Source organism: Scytonema sp. UIC 10036, from assembly GCF_009725235.1.
Genome location: NZ_WJFC01000045.1, coordinates 17,820 through 38,298, shown reverse-complemented (window position 1 = coordinate 38,298; position 20,479 = coordinate 17,820). Strand labels below are relative to the sequence as shown.

The window sequence follows — 20,479 nt, the reverse complement described above, 5'->3', positions numbered from 1 at the left end:
CGGGCGAAAAGTTAACCCTAATTCTCAGCCAGAATCCGCGTCACGAAGCGTGCGCGGAGTGGCTCAATGTTTACATTACTGCTCAAGATATTAGAATGGCATATCAGCATGGAGATGCTGCTTTAGCTTACATTATTGGTCACGAGTATGCCCATGCTATGCAGACGGCTTATGGTTTTCAACCCAGAGTTACGCCTATCTCAGAACTACAAGCAGATTGTTTGGCAGGTGTTTACTTAGCATTAATTCCCAATATCGTTTTTGACAAGCGAGATATTTTGGAGATTGCAACTCTAGCTCATCGAATTGGGGATTATCAATGGGGTCACAGACACCATCATGGAACTCCGGAACAACGTGTGAGGGCTGTTGTTTTGGGAATGAAAGGTGCTGTTAATAGAAGTGGTATCCGTGCTTGCCAAGTTCGTAGAATATAAATGATGGCTCTCAGGGGAGATGGTCGGGTTTGCTGTAGCGCATGATTAGGGCGTTTTTCAATGTCTTTGAATGAGGATGACTCCAATAAGCAATAATGCCGTTCCCAAGACGCGAGACGTGTTGAGGGAAATCTGGGCAACGCCAAATGCGCCAGTAGAATCTAAAATGAGTGCCGCAACCATCTGTCCGGCAATAACTAAAGAAAAAACCACTGCGGCTCCTAATTTTGGGATCGCGATTAGGGACGCCACAAGGTAGTAGGCGGCAAAAACCCCACCGAACCAAGCCCATTTTGGAACAGAATTAAACGCGGGGATGGAACCACGGTTGGTTGCGCCGCTAATCCACAACAGCACGAGTGAAAGGAGAGTTACGAACACTGAGATCATCGTGGTGAGAACCGGAGAGCCGGTTGACGTTCGCAAACGTGCATTCCAAGCCATCTGAATTGCGAGACCCGCTCCGCCGAGCGCGACTAGAAGAAAGAGTACGAGTCTTGTAAACATGATGTAGAGCTGTGAATCATTTGTGCCGCCATGACACATCTGATGCTACGACGAATAACTCGCAAAAGCAATCCTTCAACTGCTTAAATTTCAATGTGATGGCAAGCGATCGCACCATGGCAGGCGCTACTAAAAACTCTTGATTGGATAGATACACGCTGATAATGTCCTTTTTTACATCCACCAGGTAGTACTGCAAACTTATGCGAATACTATTCCTTCAGAGCTTACGCTTGTATTACAAAATCAGCGGCACTCAGAGATGATGCCGAAGATATTGTCGCGAATTGTGCTCCACTACCTAAACCAACATCAATACCGTTTTGGTTGTAGAATAGCTTACCATTTGCAGAGTTGAAAACAATGCGTGCGCTGACTGAAGATGCGGCAGCATCACTCGTTACACGAGCAAACTCGGAAGCTACGCTGAAACCACTACCCGTAACACTTGTTAAAGCATTAAAAGTTGTTTTGTCTAAGACAATCTTATCTGTCCCAACAGTAAATCCTCCAATTGAATCGGTTCCGATGGAAGATGAAAACGCACTTGCTGTGTCAAAGACATGAAGATCGGTGCCACCTCCACCGAAAAGAGTATCGTTTCCAATACCTCCTATAAGAACATCATTACCGTTGTTACCGTTGATATAATCATTGCCGCTCCCACCAATAAGAGTATCGGCACCGCCACCCCCTTGCAAATTATCGTTCCCATCTCTGCCATCAATTGAACGATTGTCATTGCCAACAACCGTAATCGTGTTATTGAGATTATTTCCGATAATTGATGCAGTACCGCGAACCGTTAAATTCTCAACGTTATCAGGGATAGTGTAAACGCCACTTACTTCATACCACAAGTCAATCGAGTCGATCCCATTGTTTACCGTTTCAATAACGATATCTCCGACACCAATTGTATAGCTGTCGTTACCACTTTCACCATATAAGATATCTGCTCCACTGAAATTGTGAGCAAGGAGTGAGTCATTTCCGCTCCCACCATAAAGCGTATCGTTACCTCCCCAACCATTTAAAACATCATTACCACCAAGCCCATACAGAACATCATCGGTATTGATAGGATTCCATGTCCCATATACACCTTCACCTGCATCTGTACCAGTGAAAATAGCCATCTAAATTTCTCCAAAAAAATGATTTCAATAAGTACTGCACGGAAGTAGAGCACGGAAGAACAGCCCACCAAGGATAATTCGTAAGTCGTAATTCGTAATTCGTAATTGAAGTCAAAAATTACGAATCTAGAATCTATTTAACAACAACCCCAACCAAAACTGCTAGTCGCTTCGGTTACAACCGATCGCATAGAACTTCGAGTCTTGACTCAATGTGGAGTCAGCTCGCTAGTACAATTCGTCAGAAGTACATAAGGTCAGAGGGTAGAAGGCGCAAAAGCTTTTATTGTAAGCTTTTGGTCTGTTACCAATGGTTGCCCTATTTCCGCTGATTTGTACTAGTGATTCTACGTAATTCTCATCTATTATAAATCATATACTTACCGAAAAAGCTCTGACAATTTAAGTTATATTAAGCACAGTTCTGAAGTTTTCATCAGAGTAACAGTTGCTTTATTTAGGGCTAGAAAGCCTCGCAATCGTAGGCAAACTAAATTGACTCAGATTTCTCTAGATTTAAATTAGCAGTGTGGTTCGGTAGCGTACAGACAAAAAAAAGGGGTTATGTTAAGTTTTATGTTTAATGCTAAAAAATCGTCAAGATTGGATAAAACTGATGACTTTTAACCCAGAAAAACGCAGTCAAGAACTCATCGAAATAATTGAGCAGCAATTACAAAAAATTGATGAATTACTAAGTAGTACTAAAAATGAGTTTGGTATTGAACAATCAGCAAATAATTTAAAAATAAGTGAGCTTAAAGTTAATTGTGACAGGGATTTATCAGTAATAGTTGTCGCTCGGACGGATGAATTGGTAAAAAACGATTTAGATCTTTTACGCACTAGAGTTGAATTTAAGCGTGTTCAAGCTAAGGCTATGTTCACTCAGAATCAAATAAGATTTGCGAAGAGTCAAGTAAAATTTGCTTCGAGACAAGGCAGATCTACTGATAGTCTGTTTTTATGTTAAAAACCGGATTTGGTATCAGATACCAAGTTTCTCGTTTCTCACGAATGATGCTTGGAATTTTCTATTGGATAATTTCCCGGTTATGCGACTGGTGTGGAGATTCAACGAAGTCCTTGCTGCCGCAACCAAGCATCATTCCATGTGGCATTAGCTTCTGACAATGGTGGCACTGGCTCAAGGCTATAATCTATCACTAGATCGTAACTAGCGCGGTCATATAGTTCGCTTAATAATGTTTGTAAATCTATCACTGGTTCAACATCGTCTGAACGCAACGGCAACGGAGTTCCCAGGCTCTGGCTGGGAACGAGGTGAGTGCTTATCAAAATCAATGTGGTGAACCACTAGCGCGATTGGGTTAACTTTGGTTGATTGATATAGCCATAGACAAGTTTGGAAACTTGACTGATAAATTCCCTTGCTCTTGTATCACCAAAGGGTCTTTTAACAAAAATTCCTGCCAAATAACGCTTGCCTGTGGGCAATTCAACAATACCCGCATCCCCAAGGATAATTCCTAAGGTTCCTGTTTTATGAGCGATCGTCGCACCTTTACCAAGACCGGATGGCAACAATCTTCTGTTCTGCACCCGACGCATGATACCCAAAACTTTGGCACGGCTGGTATTACTGAGCATTTTGTCGTTATCTATCATGACCGACAGCCTTGCTAAATCTTTGGGGCTGGTTGTATTTGTTCCTTTAAAATCACCTAATAAATTGCGAATAACAGTATTTTGCAGTCCCCAACTCCGAAACCGCTGATTTAATTTAGCTTTACCACCTAAACGGTCAATGATCATGTTGGTGGCAGTATTGTCACTAATAGTAATCATCTTAGTGGCGGTCTCCAAAACACTGAGTTTGGTTCCCACTGGTTTAAATTGCAAGACTCCTGAACCTGCAGCTTCAGCCTTCAAACCGCGCCGCAAGACCAGAGTTTCATTGAGTTTAATCTTACCTGCGTCTATATCTTGAAATAGAGCAATCAGAATAGGATATTTGATGGTGCTAGCAGCCGGAAATACCTTTTCCCCATAGATATCTAAATAGTTGCCTGTTTCTAAATCGAGGAAAAACATCCCAGGTGAAAGAAAGCTGTAACGAGACATCAATTTTTTGACCTGAGGATAAATCTGTGACATTTCCTTGTTGAGTGGCACAGTCCCAGCAAAGGTGAATTCGTTGCTGATTTCAATGGGAATTTTTTCTTCACTGGATGTCGTATTTTCTGGTGTGGCGCGATCGATGGATGAAAATCTGACTATCCAGTGAGAGGAAGAATCTCCTTTAACCAGTGAGTTTTCTGGGGAAACGGTATAACCGGGTGCTAATTCAATCACCATTCTGGTTGTTTTGGCGTCTGGCTGTCCAATACGAATCTCCCTAACGGCTGAGCCAAAACTTTTACGAACTGTAGTATCGTTTAATTTAGTAGTTCCCGGTAAGTCAATAACCAGTCTGGTTGGGTTATTGAGTAGGAATGCTTGAGGTCTGACTCCAGAGTCTGTGGTTAGGTCGAGCTGATTTTTAGCCGGATCGAAGCGCCAAGACTGCAAACGTGCTCCAAAGGCTGGAGACGATAGCAGCATAATGCTGATGGCACTGAGTAATAGAACACGTAATCTCATCTGCGTAACTTTAGAGCGAGAGTGGATTGGCTTGCAAAAATTTTCCAGGTGTTAATACTCTTGTCCGGAAGAAAACCACATCCAAGTGTAGTTAACTATTTTGGCTGTACTTTCTACCAAACAAAGTTTTGACTCAGTTTTAACCTGCTTGGTTCGCAACGACAATCTACAAATCACTCAATTATTAGCAGCTCTGTTGGTTTGCAATTTTACATTTAGATAGCACGTGAAAATCTCTTTTCTTGCTTCTTCACATGTGTATCAAAAAGAACTGCAATATTTCTGACTAGCAATCTACCAATCTCTGTAACGCTAATATGGTTTTTCGATAATCTAACGAGTCCATCGTCTTCCAAGCGCTTCAACTCTTCTAACTCTGATGCAAAATACTCATCAAAGCTAAGGTGGTACTTGTGTTCAATATCTTGCTTGTAAAGTTGAAAATGACACATGATACACATGATGATTTCCCGTCTGAGGATATCATCTTGAGTCAGTTTAATGCCTCTGCTCGTTGGTAAAAGCCCTCTATCAATTGCTTGATAGTAATCTTTCAGTTGCTTGTGATTTTGAGTATAAGTATCTTCAAGCATACTGATAGATGTTGCACCAAGACCAAAGAGTTCTGCTTGTGCTAGGGTGGTGTAGCCCTGGAAGTTACGCTTTAAGGTGCGATCGCGTTGGGAAACAGCCAATTCATCATTAGGTTTGGCAAAATGATCCATCCCAATAAACAAGTACTGATGGTTTGTAAGTTCCTCAACAGTCATTTTGAGGATTTCTAGCTTTTCCTCTGCTTTTGGAAGTGCATCAAGTGAGATATTTTGCTGCACTGGCTTGAGCCACGGTACATAGGCAAAGTTAAAAACCGCAATCCTATCGGGGTTGAGTGCGATGGTTTTTCTGAGCGTTTCCTGAAAAGTCTCAACGGTTTGATGGGGTAAACCGTAAATGAGATCTACATTCACGCTTTCAAACTTTGCTTCTTGAATGGAGTTCATCACGTCAAACAGCATCTCTTCCGGTTGGATGCGGTTAACTGCTGCTTGAACTTGAGTATTAAAGTCTTGAATTCCAAAGCTAATTCGATTAAACCCAATTTCTCGCAAAGCGAAAATATAGTTTTTATCAATATAGCGAGGATTGATTTCTATCGAGACTTCTGCTGTAGGGTTGACATCAAAGTGTGAAGTGATATTTTTCCACAGATGTTCTACTTGTTCCAAACTCAAGTAGTTAGGAGTTCCACCACCCCAATGAATTTGAACCACTCTTCTATCTGCATCAATTAAGCTAGCTGTTTTTTTGATGTCGCGAACCAAATAATCCACATAAGGCTTAGCAATATTTTTGTTGTTAGAAATCACAACATTACAGCCACAAAAATAGCAAGCACTTTGACAAAAAGGAATGTGGAAATATAAGGATAGAGGAGATTTTCTTTGATTAGAGGCAGCGATCGCAGTTTGAAAATCCCTCTCTGTAAATTCTTCCGTTAACTCAGTAGCGGGTGGGTAACTCGTGTATCTAGGTACGGGGGTATCATACTTTTTGATGATATCCAAATCAAATTTAACATCAGGAATTTGAAAAACCATTGAGGTGCTTCCAATAGATGTACAAAGGATAGGTTGGTGGCTGGGCAATGCCCACCCTACTTAAACAGCTGTCACCTCGTTCCCAGGCTCAGCCTGGGAACGCCTTACTAGAGGCTCCGCCTCCTGTGCTCTACCTGAAGTGCGAGGCGGAGCCTCGCGACCTGCATTCCCAGGTAGAACCTGGGAACGAGAGTGGGGATCTACCTATCAGAATTAATGTGGTAAACCACTAGTAACTACTAGCAGTACTACCAGAGTTGTTGCCATTGATGAGAGCATTAAACATTGCTTGACCAATGGTTTTAATAAGTCCTTCCTCCAATTCTTGCGCTATCTGCATATTTAGCAGAAAAGCATGATTAGCTTCTGCAACAATTTTGTCTGCCGTTCCTTCATCTACAGGCAATAAATCCAAAGCTTGACGATAGCGATCCTTAAATGCCCTCTTATCTGGAATTTGCTCAAAATTGTAAAAAGATGTGCCTTCATAACCTGAAAGCTTTAAAACTGATTGAGCAACTTTTTGCAACATCTGACCCCCAGAAAGGTCACCCATATAGCGAGTATAAGCATGACCAATTAATAACACGGGTTCGCGAGCAGACAATTCTCGAATCCGGGCTATGTAACTTTGAGTCGCTTTTAGAGGTAAACTTTGTCCTCTCCAGTCATAACCGTAGTAAAACTGTAAATCTTGTTCCAGATTAGCTTTACGATTGAGTTCTGGAAAATATACAGAATTAATTAAAGAATGGTCTTTATGCTCCTCTAATGCTGCTTCTAATTCACCATAAATGTAATATAAATTACCTAAAAAATTGGCAAAGCTGCTTCTATCAACAACTCCTTGAAGAAAACATTTCATGAATCCCATATTTTCAATCGCTGCGTGAGATTGTTGTGTTCCACAGCGAAGTTTTTGAGCTAGATTACTACTCATCTTTGTGGCAGTTTTGTTAAAAATACACAATTTGTTGAACAGTTATCAGTTAACAGTTTGCTGCTAACTGTTAGCTGGTAGGACTTTCGCAGAATTTTTACACCTTATCAGGCAATTTTTTGCCCCTCTATTAATACTGCCCCTTCCTCACCTGTTAACTCAATAAGCATTTTTTCACTGGAATTAAATGCAGTTTGTCGCTAATCTCAAAGTTAGGGGCAAATCGTTCTTTTCAGTTATGAGCAAAACTGTATCAGCAATTACCACTGCCAATCACAGCATTTAACTTTGTTCACAACTCTTTCAAATATATAACTTTATCAGTGACCAGTAATCAGTGACCAGTGACCAGAAATTGATGAATTTCTATACTAAAAATAGGTAGATTTAAATCAAGTAGGGTGGGCAATGCCTACCATATTCTACTTTTGTGCAGCATAGCCTTACCTACTAAATTTTTTTTGAAAATTATTTTAAAATTGATAGATTTTTATCAAAAATTATGGTTAGATAACTTTAAAAACATTAATCAATTGTATATTCTCATGGCTAAGACTCTTCATACTTTGGAGCCTGAGTTGCTTAAGCCCGGTGTTAAAGCGCCTGTTAAGGAAACATTGTTAACACCTCGGTTTTATACCACTGACTTTGAGGCTGTAGCGCAGATGGATATATCAGCACACGAGCCTGAGTTACGGGCTATTGTGGAAGAACTGCGTGCTGACTATAACCGCCATCATTTTGTCCGTGATTCTGAGTTTGAGCAGAGTTGGGAACACATAGATGGAGAAACGCGCCGTTCTTTTATTGAGTTTTTGGAACGCTCGTGTACATCTGAGTTTTCTGGATTTCTTCTCTTTAAAGAGTTATCGCGCAGACTGAAAGACCGAAATCCCATTTTGGCAGATGCGTTTCATTTTATGGCAAGGGATGAAGCTCGCCATGCTGGATTTCTCAATAAGGCAATGTCAGATTTCAATCTCTCTTTAGATTTGCGTTATCTGACAAAAAATCGCACTTATACTTTTTTCCCACCAGAGTGGATTATCTACACGGTTTACCTATCTGAGAAGATTGGTTACTGGCGCTATATTCTTATGTTCCGTCATTTAGAGTCCCATCCAGATAAGCGGTTCTATCCTCTTTTCCGTTACTTTGAGAGCTGGTGTCAGGATGAAAATCGACACGGGGATTTCTTTAAAGCGTTACTGCGATCGCAACCCAAATTGTGGAACAATTGGAAATCTCGTTTGTGGGTCCGTTTTTTTCTCTTGTCTGTATTTGCTACCCATACTTTAACAGTGCTTGAACGGGCTGCTTTTTATCGTTCGGTTGGAATCAATCCCTACGAATATAACGTTCAAGTCATCGAAAAGACGAATGAAACCGCAGCACGGGCGTTTCCTGTGATTTTAAATACAAAGCATCCAGATTTTTTTGAGCGCCTGGAGCAGTGTTCGGACATCCAATTTAAAATGGCATTGATCGAGCGAAGCGATCGCCCGCAGATTGTCAAATTCTTCCAAAAGCTACCCAAGCTACTCTCAATCTTTGGGCATTTGTTGCGGCTTTACTTGATGAAACCCATTAACGCTGAATCTTCTCGGGAAGTTGTTTGTTGATAAACTTCGTGCATACCGGGTAAACCTAGAGTAAATTAAAGGGGGATTAAATTCGGATGTAGTATCAAAAACACAATGACTATTTGGGTAAACGAACAAATAGATCCATCAGGCATGATCCATGCCTGTATTGCTTGCTGTGATGAATCCCAAGCGTTAGCTTGCCATGAGTCCTTTAAGCAAAACTTGACTGAGACGCAAAAAACATGGGGGTGGGTAGCGCGATTGCGAACAGTGGATTCTTGGGATGAAGTTCCAGTCAATGCCTTAAAGTTGAATTAATCTTTGTAGAGACTAGCCATGCTTAGTCTCTACGCCAAATTGCCCGTATGAAATGGGCGATCCTACAAAATAGATAAGGCAAAATTATTGATGTAGAAGTAGGTTAAGAAAAGATAAGGTTTAGATGAAAAATTAAGTTTTTATTAAAAATTTTATATAAGGACTGGGGTTTTAGAAGAATTTGATAACTTTCTGCGCTATTAAAGAGTTATCATCAAAAAAAATATGAATTGAAAAAACTTGTAAAAAAAACGAATTAAGGTAAGTGAGCTACCCAACAGTTTACACTTTTGAACGAGTCAGCCCCATTCATTTGGTTGGTAATATGGGGCAATCTGTTCAAATTTCAATTCATTCTCCCAGTCAGTACATCTGTACCAACCGCGAGCAGATATTCCCTGATTGGAAAAATCCGCTTTCTTTATGGATAGCGATTGTTTTACAAGAAGCACGATTTGAACTGCTGGAAACAACACCAGAAATAGAAGCAGAAAAAGAACGATTGCGAGAAAAGTTTATGAGGTTTGGCTGCGATGTCGCATTTAATTTGCGCGATCGCAATTACCAAACAGATCTTGTCGATCCCCGCACGGGCTACCCCTTACTTTCCCGTCCTGGGAAAAAAAATCACGACGATACAGCAACAGTAAAAGCTTTACTCCACTACGCGATCGTTCAAAATAGGTGTCGGGTATTAGTCCATCCGGAATGGGGGACAGCAGTATATCCCGGTATCTTGATATCCGAAGCTCCCCCAAGCGTTCTTGAATGGATAATAAAGAGTATTGCTCCTTTACATGATTGGAAACCAAAAGAGATTAACAATGCAAAAACGTTTTTCTTCCTGGATTCGTAAACCTGTGTATTTTGTATTACTAAGTATTATTCTGACTGGATTTGCAGTGATTGCCAGTGCAACAGTAGCTGTAGCAGAGGGAGGAAATACTGCATCCTGGCATATTTCTCAACTAGTAGCAAGTAACCCAAAATCCGTAACTCATACCAGCATTTGGGAAAACGACATAGAAGCGAATACAGAAACCCAAAAAATCACCGTTTATCGCAGTCCTTCTTGTGGCTGTTGTGGGGCTTGGGTCAAACATATGCAAAAGCACGGGTTTCAAATCAAAGATATAAAAACCGACGAAATAGAAGCCATTAAACAAAAATACAACGTACCTCAAGAGTTAGCATCCTGTCATACAGCAATTATTGACGGTTATCTAATGGAAGGACACATTCCCGCCAACGACATCAAGCGCTTCCTCAAACAAAAGTCTACTCTTGCAGGTTTAGCTGTACCGGGAATGCCTGTAGGAACACCAGGGATGGAAATAGAAAACAAAAAACAGCCATTTGCAGTTGTAGCTTTTGGTAACAAGGGTGAAGTTAAAGTTTTTCAGGAATATCAATCATATTGAACCTTCAGACCCTCACTCGTTCCGGTGTTTTTACCTGGGAGTGCTGCACTGCAGGCTCTGCAGAGCGATACAGGAGGCGGAGCCTCGAGTAAGGCATTCCCAGCCTGAGGCTGGGAACGAGAGTGGGGGTCTCTTACCGTTGCAACTGGAATGTGTTTGATAGCCGATCGCTAATTTGTGCGATCGCCATCGCTTTGCGGTAGGCTTCTTCTACGCTAACGCCCAGCCAAACTAACCCTTCTGCATACCGACGACGCTTTAAACCCAGTTCTACATGGGTTCCAGGATTGCGATAAAGGGATAAGATTTCCGGTAGTTCTTCCCATTGCTTGTTTTTGAGGATGCGACGAATAGAATCAAAATCGCCCTCGGTCATAAATTTACTACCCAAGTTGTAACCAAAGGAGAGCAATGCTCCTTTTTGGTATTCATTCATCTGTTCCCAAAAAGGAACGCTTTGTTCTAAGTCTCTCATGTACCGAGCACCTAGCTGCGAGATTAATAATTTATCTGCTCGCTCTTGAGTGATGCGATCGCCAAGCTGCCATTTCGATCCATCTTCTTTGATAGTACTACCCCACAATGTTGTTATCCTAAAGGCTTTTTATCCTTTAGCTCTTACTATCCCTAGTAAGTTCAGCTCATATCTTTATCTGGTGAGAGATAATGGATTTTCGTGGGGGGATTATTTATTAGGCTTATCACCCCCTGAGCGTTGAACCTTCTACCTACTTTGATGCCCTTCAGTAGCTTGGCTGCTGGTTATCTGTTCTAGACTTTCCAGCAATTTATCCATTCATACTCCCACGCATCGCTACGTAGGACGGCTAGTCAATGACTTGCTCTTGCCTTGAAATTTTTTATCCGTCTTATGTGCTGACGAGTCAAATTTAATTCCCCTTTTTGGTATATCGTTCCAGTCTTTTTAGAGCGGATTCTTTGATTTCTTTGTTTTGCAAAAGCTCGTGAATTGTCTTGGTCATACATTTGAACAATCTCTTATAATACCGTACAAATGTACTTCTCAAGTTGTCAACCTATTGTAATGGGTTCGTTCCCTGAGAGTGGATCGGGATAGGCATCAAGGAAACAGCTTTCAAACTTTTTTATAAGTTCTACTCCTGGACGAGGGAGTGTGTTTGAGACTTGAAAAACTGCGTATACAGAAGGACAACTGCCAAGGTTCCAATCAACGTATAAGTATCTTGGATCTGTGTCGCGCAACCATGTTATAACTTTTTTCATATCATTTAAATGATACGTAACTGGACATCCTACAGAACCCAATTTTCCTTGTTGAGCGTTGTGGTCGTTATGAATAACAATTGCAGATCGTTCCGTCGTGCCAGGTCCATCGTAAGTTAAAGGAACGCTAACGGGTCCAATACCCTCGCCGTGACTGGCATTCCAGTTATCTTTACCACCTGCCCAAAAAAGATTTTCTATTCTCCAACGTCCTTCCGGTAGAGGTTCGCCACTGCCAGAGATGCTATCTACTCCTTTGCGGAAGTACTGCTTTGATGGCTGTCCGGAACGCATATTTATTTCATCAACCACTTGACCAGCTTTAAAATACTGTAGTTTAAGGACTTGGCAACCAAACTGGTCTTTTGCCGGAGTTCGGGTTAATCTTAAATAGTTTAATCCGGGCTGGGGTTGGGGGGCGGTACTGGTTTTCTTGAGTTTCAGTAATGCTTTAGCTGTGGTCGGTCCGAGGTATTCAGGATCTTGCAAGTATGATGCTTTCTTAAAGTCAGCAAATGCCTGCCTTGTGGCTGCGTCAGCAATGCCATTAATGATGACTTTGTAACCTCCATCGTTTAAACATTGCTGTACTTCTGTTATCAGTTCTTTGGGGAGTTGGCTGAGCTTTAAGTTAGTAGAGTAGGTTGCTAAATCCATGTTGTCTTGTTACCCTGATGCAATATTTATAGCATCACGATTGTGGTATTTTTTTGCATCCGTAGGTATAAGGAATTTTACATAAGGATTCTATGAGGACGTAAACAGTGACCAGTAAACAGTAACCAGTAACCAGTAATACGGGTGTAGAAAGAGAAGTTTTCTTGGCTGTACGATAGGATATGTAGTGCGTGGAATTAAAAATTTATTGGGTTCTTCCTAACACATGACATTTGATGTTTTACCGGGCAAAAGCTTCCCAATTGGTGCTACTATCCGTGATGGTGGTGTAAATTTCTGTTTGTTTTCTAGAGATTGCACTGCAATTGAACTTTTACTATTCGATCGCCCTAACGACCCTCAACCAAGTCAAGTTCTGCCACTCGATCCCAAACAAAACAAAACAGCTCATTACTGGCACGCTTTTGTCCCTGGGATTGGAGCCGGACAAGTTTATGCCTACCGGGGACATGGACTGTTTGCACCCGAACAAGGGTTGCGCTGTGATGGCAACAAGGTATTGCTCGATCCTTATACGAAAGCGATCGCAAACTGGGAAAACTACAGCCGTCAAGCGGCAAGTCAACCAGGTGACAACTGTGCTCAAGCTTTAAGAGGCGTTGTCATTGATAGCAGTGCCTACGATTGGGAAGGCGACGCTCCCCCAAAAACTCGTTATAACAGAACTATCATCTACGAACTCCATGTAAGTGGTTTTACACAACATCCGAACTCTAGTGTGTCTCCAGAAAAACGAGGAACATACGCAGGATTAATTGAAAAAATTCCTTATCTCCAACAATTAGGTATAACAGCTGTAGAATTACTACCAGCGCACCAATTCGATAAAGAAGACGCTCGACCGGGGCTAAAAAATTATTGGGGGTACAGTCCCATCGCCTTTTTTGCACCTCACGTTGGCTACAGTTCCCGTACCGATCCACTCAGCCCAGTCAACGAGTTCCGCGACATGGTAAAAGCTTTGCATCGGGCGGGAATTGAAGTGATTTTGGATGTTGTATTTAATCATACAGCAGAAGGTGACGAGCAAGGACCCACGTTATCTTTTCGCGGTTTAAGTAATTGGGACTACTATATACTCGGAGAGAACCGAGCAATTTATCGTAACTATAGTGGTTGTGGCAATACTTTTAAGGCAGATAGCGTAGCGGGAAATAATTTAGTTTTAGATTGCCTGCGCTATTGGGTTTCAGAAATGCACATTGATGGATTTCGCTTCGATTTGGCGGCGGTACTTGCTAGGGGAGCGACAGGGCAACTCTTGACTCGTCCGCCAGCATTACTGATGATTGATGCAGATCCGGTTTTGGCAGGAACTAAGCTCATCGCAGAAGCGTGGGATGCCGAAGGGCTATATCTGGTGGGAGCTTTTGTCGGCGAGCGCTTTGCTGAATGGAATGGACCTTATCGAGATGATGTGCGCCGCTTTGTAAAAAGCGATGTGGGAGTGGTGAAGGCGCTTGCCAATCGCATTCTGGCAAGCCCCGATATTTACTCTCAGCCAAACCGCGAACCTAACAGAAGTATCAATTTTATCACTTGTCATGATGGATTTACGCTAAACGATCTCGTGTCGTATAACGACAAACACAATCACGCCAATGGAGAAGACAACCGCGATGGCACTAACGCCAACTATAGTTGGAATTGCGGTATTGAAGGAGAAACAAATGATGTAGCAGTTAATAAATTGCGGTTGCGTCAAATCAAGAATTTTTTAACTATTCTGTTCGTGTCTCAAGGAACACCTATGCTTCTTATGGGTGATGAGGTAAGGCGATCGCAACAAGGCAACAATAATGCTTACTGCCAAGATAATGAATTAAGTTGGTTTGATTGGAGTGCGATTGACAAGCATACTGAGGTATTGCGATTTACTCAAAAACTCATTTCATTCACACAATCACTCAAAATTTTCCATCAAGACCAGATTTTAGCAGTCAGTTACGGTAGCCACCAACCACATATTATCTGGCATGGAAAGCAATTGGGACAGCCTGATTGGAGTTATGAGTCGCACAGTTTGGCATTTACTCTTCGTCACCCAAAGTTTCACGAGCATTTGTACGTTATTCTCAATGCTTATTGGGAATCAGTCGCGTTTGAACTGCCACTTTTGGAGAGTGGGTACAAATGGTATCGCATTGTAGATACTGCGTTACCAAACCCAGAAGATTTTTGCGATCTCCAAACCGCGCTTCCTCTTGAGAAAGAGACTTATCAGGCACACGGGCGATCGACTGTAGTACTTATGGCTCACCACTAACCATTACACTTTTGGCTTATGACCCACCACTCAGATAAAAGTATGTACACTGCCACCAGTTCTCATTCTTAGGGACTTTTTCGTTTTTGAGAAGATATTTAGTGACTTTCTTAACCAACGTTTACTGGCGGCGTTGCACGGTATCACAGAAGCTTATCTGTAAGAGCAAGCAATCATTTTGTACAATGATATAACTAATATAGCTTGTCATTCTTAGCTTTTTGTGTTACACATAGTTGACTATTTTTTAAAGAAAACTTTATCTATAAGCAGAAAAAATTTACTTTTTCTATTAAATCACAAACAAAATAAAAGACTAAAATTGAGTCTTTTTCTACTTGTAAGTGTGTTTCCTGAAAAAGATGTATTTACCCACATTTCTCCCAAAAAAATATCGATATCCTAATCATGCGTGAAAACTCGGAAATTGACCTGTGAAAGATTTATCTAATATTCTTAAAAAAGCAATTATTGAATTTTATTTCCCCAAAAAATATGTATAGCGAAATGATAGGCACTTATAACTTAGCATTAGTCATACTTTCTTTCATAATTGCCGTTATCGCCTCATACACAGCCCTGGATTTATCTGGGCGAGTCACACTTGCCACAAGATGGCGACGATTGCAATGGCTACTTGGCGGTTCGATTGCCATGGGCGCTGGAATTTGGTCAATGCATTTTGTTGCCATGCTAGCTTTTCAGTTGCCTCAGCCGGTTAACTACGATCTAAAGATAACCTTGCTCTCGCTGCTATGCTCAATTGTGGCTTCCGGGATGGCTTTGTGGTTGCTAAGTCAATCTGTCTCTGTACCACTTGTTTTAGGTGGAGGCATTTGCATGGGAATTGCGATAGCCAGTATGCATTACACGGGTATGGCTGCCATGCGGCTTCAAGCAAGCATAGAGTATGACTGGTGGTTGGTTGGTTTATCAGTTGCGATCGCAATAATTGCTTCTTTTGCTGCTTTGTGGCTGGCATTTAGGCTGCAAAATCGTCAATTGAAAGGAGCGATTTGGCAAAAACTTGGCAGTGCCTTATTAATGGGAGTTGCCATTAGTGGTATGCACTATACCGGAATGAGGGCAACTCATTTTACACCTCTCATAAGGGTGCCAGTCCAACCATCATCGCTTGTCACTCAGTCTTGGCTGGCTGTTATGATTGGAGTTGCAACACTGTTCCTTTTGATCTTAGTTCTGTTAACTTCTCTAATCGAGCAATATGTCATAGCTAAATCATTGCAGCAACAAGCTTTGGAAGAGAGTGAAAAGCGCTTCCGGACACTCATCTACAAGATGCAGGTAGGAGTTTTATTGGTGAATAGGAATGCCGAAATTCTTATTAGCAATCAAGCAGCCATTCATCTGCTCGATCTTCAGGAAGAAAATAAACAACCCCAGGTGTTTGGCGAGCAGTCGTTGTTGCGTGAAGATGGTACAAGCTTTCCCAAAATAGAATTACCCGTGCAACAAGCGATCGCGTTAAAGACTCCCATTCATAATGTAGTTGTAGGTATTAACCATTCTCAAAGCCAAAACGAACGTTGGTTGCTTGTCAATGCAGATCCTCAAATAGCTAAAGATGGAAGCGTAGAGCGCGTTGTTTGTACTTTAAGTGATATTACTCAAAGAAAGCAAGCTGAAGCGGCATTACAGATGATTGTTGAAGGAACAGCTTCAACAACTGGTAATGAATTTTTCCGTCCCTGCGTGCATTATTTATCCCAGATTTTACAAGTTAATTATATTTTTATAAGTGAATTTGTTAATCAATCAAACACTCATCTGCGTACCGTGGCATATTGGAATAATGGGGACTGCCATGAAAACTTTGAATGTGACATTGCGGGTAGTTCCAATATATCTTACGAAGAATTTATAGGAAAAACTCCCTGCAATAATCCTGAAACAATGGCAGTCTTGTTTTCTAAAATTATAGATGTAGCAGATACTAAAATCCAAAGTTATTTAAGTATTCCCTTGATCGATTCAAGCGGGGAAACTATCGGTTTGTTGATTGTGATGGACACTCAACCTTTAGTACTAGATTTAGGTCAAGAGTCAATTTTAAAAATTTTTGCAGCCCGTGCAGGAGCAGAACTAGAACGGAAGCAAGCAGAAGAATTACTAGCCTCAAGCGTAGAACGAGAAAAGGCTATCGCCTTCGTCATTCAACGGATGCGTCAAACTCTAGAAATCAAGCAGATATTTAGTGCGACAACACAAGAATTGCGACAAGTGTTGAATTGCGATCGCGTTATGGTTTATCGTTTCAATCCAGATTGGAGTGGAGAAGTTGTCGCGGAATCAGTAGCCGAAGGATGGCGAAAACTGATATCATCTCAAAAAAATCAGCCAGAACTCACACAGAATGCGATCGAAGGCGATAATTGCACCGTGAAAGAAATGGTCGATGCAAATGAAGTCATACAAGACACGTATTTATATGATAACCAAGGTGGAATTTATCGTTCTGCAACAAGTTACCGATGTATACCAGATATTTATACAGCAGGATTTGACCATTGTTATATAGAATTATTAGAACAATTTCAAGCACGCGCATACATTATAGTTCCCATCTATTGCAGCAATCAACTCTGGGGCTTGTTAGCAACATACCAAAACTCTGCCCCCCGTGAGTGGAAAGAAGCCGAAATTAAAATGCTTGTTCAGATTGGAGCACAGTTGGGAGTCGCAATTCAACAAGCAGGACTTTTTGAGCAAACCCAAAAGCAATCCACCGAACTTAAAACAGCCAAAGAAACTGCTGATGCAGCGAACCGTGCTAAAAGTGAATTTTTAGCAAATATGAGCCATGAGTTAAGAACACCGCTTAACGCCATCTTGGGCTTTACGCAACTCATGAACTACGATAACTCTTTATCTGCCGAGTATCAGCAGTATCTCAAAATTATTAACCGCAGTGGCGAACATTTGTTGGACTTGATTAACGATATTTTGCAAATGTCCAAGATTGAAGCAGGACGTGTCACGTTAAATGAAGATGACTTTGACTTGCACCGCTTGCTAGCTAGTTTAGAGGGAATGTTAAAACTCAAGGCACAATCTAAAAATTTACAGCTGATTTTTGAGCGGACTATAGAAGTTCCCCAATACATTAGATCTGATGAAAGCAAACTCCGTCAAGTACTCATTAACTTGCTTGACAATGCCATCAAATTTACTTCTCAAGGAAGCGTCAAATTGCGGATTTCCGTAGCTGTGGAAGGAGATAAAGGGACAAAAGAATACAAAAACAAAATATTTCCACCCCTCCCCCTCTCTTCCTCTTCCCTCTACCTCTTATTTGAAGTGATAGACACCGGACTTGGTATTAGTCCAGAAGAGTTCGGGCGGTTATTTCAAGCTTTCGGGCAAACCACAACCGGATTAAAATCCGGACAAGGCACTGGCTTGGGTTTATCCATCAGTTATAAATTTGTAGAAATTATGGGGGGACAAATCTGGGTTAACAGCACGTTAGGCGTTGGAACTCAGTTCAGCTTTACTATCCTGGCACAAGAAGCAACTGAGGAACAAGTGAATATTTCCCACGAGACCACACCCAAGCAGATTATTAGTTTAGCACCAGGAGAACTAGCTTATAAAGTTTTGGTTGTTGAAGACAAACAAACCAATCGGTTGCTACTTGTCAAACTTCTTTCCAGCATCGGATTCCAGGTACAAGAAGCAACCAACGGACAAGAAGCCCTAGCTATTTGGGACAATTGGCAGCCTCACTTAATTTTTATGGATATGCGGATGCCAATGATGGACGGCTATCAAGCAACTAGATTGATTAAGGAAAGGGAAAGGGAAAAGCAACTAGTGTCTGGGGATTTCCAAGCTCAAACCATCATCATTGCCCTCACAGCCAGCGCCTTTGAAGAAGACAAAAAAAAGATACTGAGTGCTGGCTGCGATGATCTTTTAAGTAAACCCTTTCAACAGCAAGAACTCTTGGCAAAAATTAGTAAACATTTGGGCGTGCAATATCTTTATAAAGAAGATAGTCAGAATGGAGATATGAGGTCATCTAATCGTGCATTGATTTCTAATTCGACTTATTTAGCAAATCAAATAGCAAGTATGCCTGCTGAGTGGGTAGCACAACTTCACAATGCTGCTTGCCAAGGCAATGATGAACTCATTTTTCAGCTCATGGCAAAAATTCCAGAGGAGCACACAGATTTGATAGAAGGATTAAAAGTTTTGGTTGACAATTTTGATTTTGAGCAAGTGATGGCGTTGACTAGATAAGAGATAGTAGATAGTAGATAGTGGTTAGTAGATAGTGGTTAGTGGTTAGTGGTTAGTAGATAGTAGATAGTGGTTAGTGGTTAGTAGATAGTGGTTAGTGGTTAGTGGTTAGTAGATAGTGGTTAGTGGTTAGTAGATAGTAGCAACTAACAACTATCAACTAACAACTAACAACTAAAAACTAACAACTAACAACTAACAACCAACAACTAACAACTAACCACTAACCACTAACCACTAACCAATTACAAAATTTAATTGTCAAGCCGTTCAAATAAATAAAGCCATAGGGGAAGAGAACTGTTAATTGCAATCAATCGTACTAGATGAGCGGCTGTGACAATTTCTACGTTATGATGTAGAGCTAAGGCAACTAAAATCATTTCTGCCGAACCACCAGGTGCAGTTACTAAAAGACAAGTCAACCAATCCCACGAAGTTAACTGCATGGCAAGGAAGGTGGCTGCAACGCCAGTGAGTAAGGTCATTGCTACAGACACAAAGGCATAAGCCACGCTCTTTTTGCCCAAACTTGGTTTGTCACCCCAGTACTCACCAATGGTAATTCCTAACAGCATTTGTCCTACTATATTAACTAGTGGTGGTAGAGTGTAATCGATACTATTGCCAAATAATGTAAGGATTGGATTAAAGGCTATACCAGCAACTATTGCACCAAAAAACTCACCTGCAGGAATTTTGCATAAGATAGCAATATAAACTCCTAAAGTGCCAAACAAGAGGGATATTGATAATAATCCTAATTGTGTTGGTTCAAAGTTGAGCAAAGTCCCTGAAACCGGAAGTGTTTGTGAATAGATTTGATTTCCGGATAAGATCCTGGCAATTAAGGGAATCAAAAAAACTACGGTAGTCACGCGTATTGCTTGAACCATCGCTACCAGAGGAACATTGCGGTTATAATCTGCTGCGATCGCTGACATCATACCAACACCACCTGGTACTGTAGCTAATAGCGCTGTTAACAAGTTTGTTTTACTTAAACGAGAGTAAATATAACCAATAAAAATACCACATAACAGCAAGAAAAAGGTAAGAAAAGCAAACACCGGAAAACTAGAGACAGCATTGGTTAAATGACCGTGAGAGATAGAAAAGCCAACGTTTAGCCCTACAAGTGCCATGCCCGTCTTTCTAGCTGCCCGATTGGGTTTCGGGGTATTTTTATAAAAAACGCGGTATGTTTGAAGTACTATAGCCCCAGAGATGATACCACCAAAAATCCAGACGACTCCACCAATATGGAATTTTGCCAAGACTATACCAAGGGGTAATGCCAAAAGCATTTCCAAAACTAAAATGATGAGTTGCTTGCCAGGTATGTGCTGTTTGGTAAGAACGCTTTGTGTTTCAGAATTAATTTGCCGACGATCGGATACAGTTAAAGTTTGATTCATTAATTTACGTTTTTCAAATTAAAATAACGTACTATTTACTCAAACTAGCGCGATCG

General features: G+C 41.2%; 18 protein-coding genes. 8 read left to right on the top strand and 10 right to left on the bottom strand.

The window, feature by feature from the left end:
- Nucleotides 1-95 precede the first annotated feature (95 nt).
- Nucleotides 96-437: a neutral zinc metallopeptidase gene (locus tag F7734_RS21780; protein ID WP_155746620.1), complete on the top strand. Its 342-nt coding sequence runs from the start codon at nucleotides 96-98 to the stop codon at nucleotides 435-437.
- 57 nt (nucleotides 438-494) lie between these two features.
- On the opposite strand, the gene F7734_RS21775 is transcribed toward F7734_RS21780, so the two are convergent.
- The 3 genes from F7734_RS21775 to F7734_RS65455 form a co-directional block, all read right to left on the bottom strand.
- Nucleotides 495-944 carry a DMT family transporter gene (locus F7734_RS21775; RefSeq protein ID WP_166482059.1) on the bottom strand — a complete coding sequence of 150 codons (450 nt, stop codon included), beginning with the start codon at nucleotides 942-944 and terminating at the stop codon, nucleotides 495-497.
- 16 nt (nucleotides 945-960) lie between these two features.
- A complete protein-coding gene (locus F7734_RS21770; RefSeq protein WP_155746618.1) occupies nucleotides 961-1,101 on the bottom strand; it encodes a hypothetical protein in 141 nt (46 codons plus the stop codon).
- A 70-nt stretch (nucleotides 1,102-1,171) separates the two neighbouring features.
- On the bottom strand, nucleotides 1,172-2,083 hold the full coding sequence (locus F7734_RS65455) for a calcium-binding protein (protein WP_155746617.1): 912 nt from the start codon (nucleotides 2,081-2,083) through the stop codon (nucleotides 1,172-1,174).
- A gap of 616 nt (nucleotides 2,084-2,699) precedes the next feature.
- Here F7734_RS65455 and F7734_RS21760 point away from each other — a divergent pair.
- Entirely contained in the window at nucleotides 2,700-3,056 is a 357-nt protein-coding gene (locus F7734_RS21760) for a hypothetical protein (protein ID WP_155746616.1), read from the top strand.
- 101 nt (nucleotides 3,057-3,157) lie between these two features.
- Here the strand turns inward: F7734_RS21760 and F7734_RS21755 are convergent, their stop codons facing one another.
- The 4 genes from F7734_RS21755 to F7734_RS21740 form a co-directional block, all read right to left on the bottom strand.
- Nucleotides 3,158-3,382, bottom strand: a complete 225-nt coding sequence (locus F7734_RS21755) for a DUF4058 family protein (protein WP_347566255.1) — start codon at nucleotides 3,380-3,382, stop codon at nucleotides 3,158-3,160.
- A gap of 18 nt (nucleotides 3,383-3,400) precedes the next feature.
- Entirely contained in the window at nucleotides 3,401-4,687 is a 1,287-nt protein-coding gene (locus F7734_RS21750; protein ID WP_155746614.1) for a serine hydrolase, read from the bottom strand.
- 215 nt (nucleotides 4,688-4,902) lie between these two features.
- A complete protein-coding gene (hemN, locus tag F7734_RS21745) occupies nucleotides 4,903-6,285 on the bottom strand; it encodes an oxygen-independent coproporphyrinogen III oxidase (RefSeq protein WP_155746613.1) in 1,383 nt (460 codons plus the stop codon).
- Nucleotides 6,286-6,514: 229 nt separating this feature from the next.
- A complete protein-coding gene (locus F7734_RS21740; RefSeq protein WP_155746612.1) occupies nucleotides 6,515-7,225 on the bottom strand; it encodes a heme oxygenase (biliverdin-producing) in 711 nt (236 codons plus the stop codon).
- 545 nt (nucleotides 7,226-7,770) lie between these two features.
- On the opposite strand from F7734_RS21740, the gene acsF reads away from it, so the two are divergent.
- From acsF to F7734_RS21720, 4 genes are all read left to right on the top strand, one after another.
- Complete coding sequence (gene acsF, locus F7734_RS21735; RefSeq protein WP_155746611.1) at nucleotides 7,771-8,847, top strand: magnesium-protoporphyrin IX monomethyl ester (oxidative) cyclase; 1,077 nt, start codon at nucleotides 7,771-7,773, stop codon at nucleotides 8,845-8,847.
- Nucleotides 8,848-8,922: 75 nt separating this feature from the next.
- Nucleotides 8,923-9,129: a glycogen debranching protein gene (locus F7734_RS21730; protein ID WP_155746610.1), complete on the top strand. Its 207-nt coding sequence runs from the start codon at nucleotides 8,923-8,925 to the stop codon at nucleotides 9,127-9,129.
- 265 nt (nucleotides 9,130-9,394) lie between these two features.
- A complete protein-coding gene (locus tag F7734_RS21725) occupies nucleotides 9,395-9,985 on the top strand; it encodes a methylmalonic aciduria and homocystinuria type D protein (protein ID WP_166482058.1) in 591 nt (196 codons plus the stop codon).
- On the top strand, nucleotides 9,954-10,550 hold the full coding sequence (locus F7734_RS21720) for a DUF411 domain-containing protein (protein ID WP_166482057.1): 597 nt from the start codon (nucleotides 9,954-9,956) through the stop codon (nucleotides 10,548-10,550). The genes F7734_RS21725 and F7734_RS21720 overlap by 32 nt, the downstream gene beginning before the upstream one ends.
- Nucleotides 10,551-10,683: 133 nt before the next feature.
- Here F7734_RS21720 and F7734_RS21715 read toward each other — a convergent pair whose 3' ends face one another.
- Entirely contained in the window at nucleotides 10,684-11,133 is a 450-nt protein-coding gene (locus F7734_RS21715; RefSeq protein WP_207714171.1) for a hypothetical protein, read from the bottom strand.
- A 449-nt stretch (nucleotides 11,134-11,582) separates the two neighbouring features.
- On the bottom strand, nucleotides 11,583-12,452 hold the full coding sequence (locus F7734_RS21710; RefSeq protein ID WP_243147012.1) for a hypothetical protein: 870 nt from the start codon (nucleotides 12,450-12,452) through the stop codon (nucleotides 11,583-11,585).
- 226 nt (nucleotides 12,453-12,678) lie between these two features.
- On the opposite strand from F7734_RS21710, the gene glgX reads away from it, so the two are divergent.
- Complete coding sequence (glgX, locus tag F7734_RS21705; protein WP_155746608.1) at nucleotides 12,679-14,739, top strand: glycogen debranching protein GlgX; 2,061 nt, start codon at nucleotides 12,679-12,681, stop codon at nucleotides 14,737-14,739.
- Between the two features lie 495 nt (nucleotides 14,740-15,234).
- On the top strand, nucleotides 15,235-19,005 hold the full coding sequence (locus tag F7734_RS21700) for an MHYT domain-containing protein (protein WP_155746607.1): 3,771 nt from the start codon (nucleotides 15,235-15,237) through the stop codon (nucleotides 19,003-19,005).
- A gap of 254 nt (nucleotides 19,006-19,259) precedes the next feature.
- Here the strand turns inward: F7734_RS21700 and F7734_RS21695 are convergent, their stop codons facing one another.
- The gene (locus F7734_RS21695) at nucleotides 19,260-20,423 is read right to left on the bottom strand and encodes an AbrB family transcriptional regulator (protein ID WP_155746606.1); all 1,164 of its coding nucleotides are present in this window, start codon (nucleotides 20,421-20,423) and stop codon (nucleotides 19,260-19,262) included.
- Between the last annotated feature and the right edge of the window lie 56 nt (nucleotides 20,424-20,479).

Bases quoted from the DNA above. Each gene is read 5' to 3' on its own strand.
- F7734_RS21780 (WP_155746620.1), top strand. From the start codon at position 96: ATGGCATATCAGCATGGAGATGCTGCTTTAGCTTACATTATTGGTCAC.
- F7734_RS21775 (WP_166482059.1), bottom strand. From the start codon at position 944: ATGTTTACAAGACTCGTACTCTTTCTTCTAGTCGCGCTCGGCGGAGCG.
- F7734_RS65455 (WP_155746617.1), bottom strand. From the start codon at position 2,083: ATGGCTATTTTCACTGGTACAGATGCAGGTGAAGGTGTATATGGGACA.
- F7734_RS21760 (WP_155746616.1), top strand. From the start codon at position 2,700: ATGACTTTTAACCCAGAAAAACGCAGTCAAGAACTCATCGAAATAATT.
- F7734_RS21750 (WP_155746614.1), bottom strand. From the start codon at position 4,687: ATGAGATTACGTGTTCTATTACTCAGTGCCATCAGCATTATGCTGCTA.
- hemN (WP_155746613.1), bottom strand. From the start codon at position 6,285: ATGGTTTTTCAAATTCCTGATGTTAAATTTGATTTGGATATCATCAAA.
- F7734_RS21740 (WP_155746612.1), bottom strand. From the start codon at position 7,225: ATGAGTAGTAATCTAGCTCAAAAACTTCGCTGTGGAACACAACAATCT.
- acsF (WP_155746611.1), top strand. From the start codon at position 7,771: ATGGCTAAGACTCTTCATACTTTGGAGCCTGAGTTGCTTAAGCCCGGT.
- F7734_RS21730 (WP_155746610.1), top strand. From the start codon at position 8,923: ATGACTATTTGGGTAAACGAACAAATAGATCCATCAGGCATGATCCAT.
- F7734_RS21720 (WP_166482057.1), top strand. From the start codon at position 9,954: ATGCAAAAACGTTTTTCTTCCTGGATTCGTAAACCTGTGTATTTTGTA.
- F7734_RS21710 (WP_243147012.1), bottom strand. From the start codon at position 12,452: ATGGATTTAGCAACCTACTCTACTAACTTAAAGCTCAGCCAACTCCCC.
- glgX (WP_155746608.1), top strand. From the start codon at position 12,679: ATGACATTTGATGTTTTACCGGGCAAAAGCTTCCCAATTGGTGCTACT.
- F7734_RS21700 (WP_155746607.1), top strand. From the start codon at position 15,235: ATGTATAGCGAAATGATAGGCACTTATAACTTAGCATTAGTCATACTT.
- F7734_RS21695 (WP_155746606.1), bottom strand. From the start codon at position 20,423: ATGAATCAAACTTTAACTGTATCCGATCGTCGGCAAATTAATTCTGAA.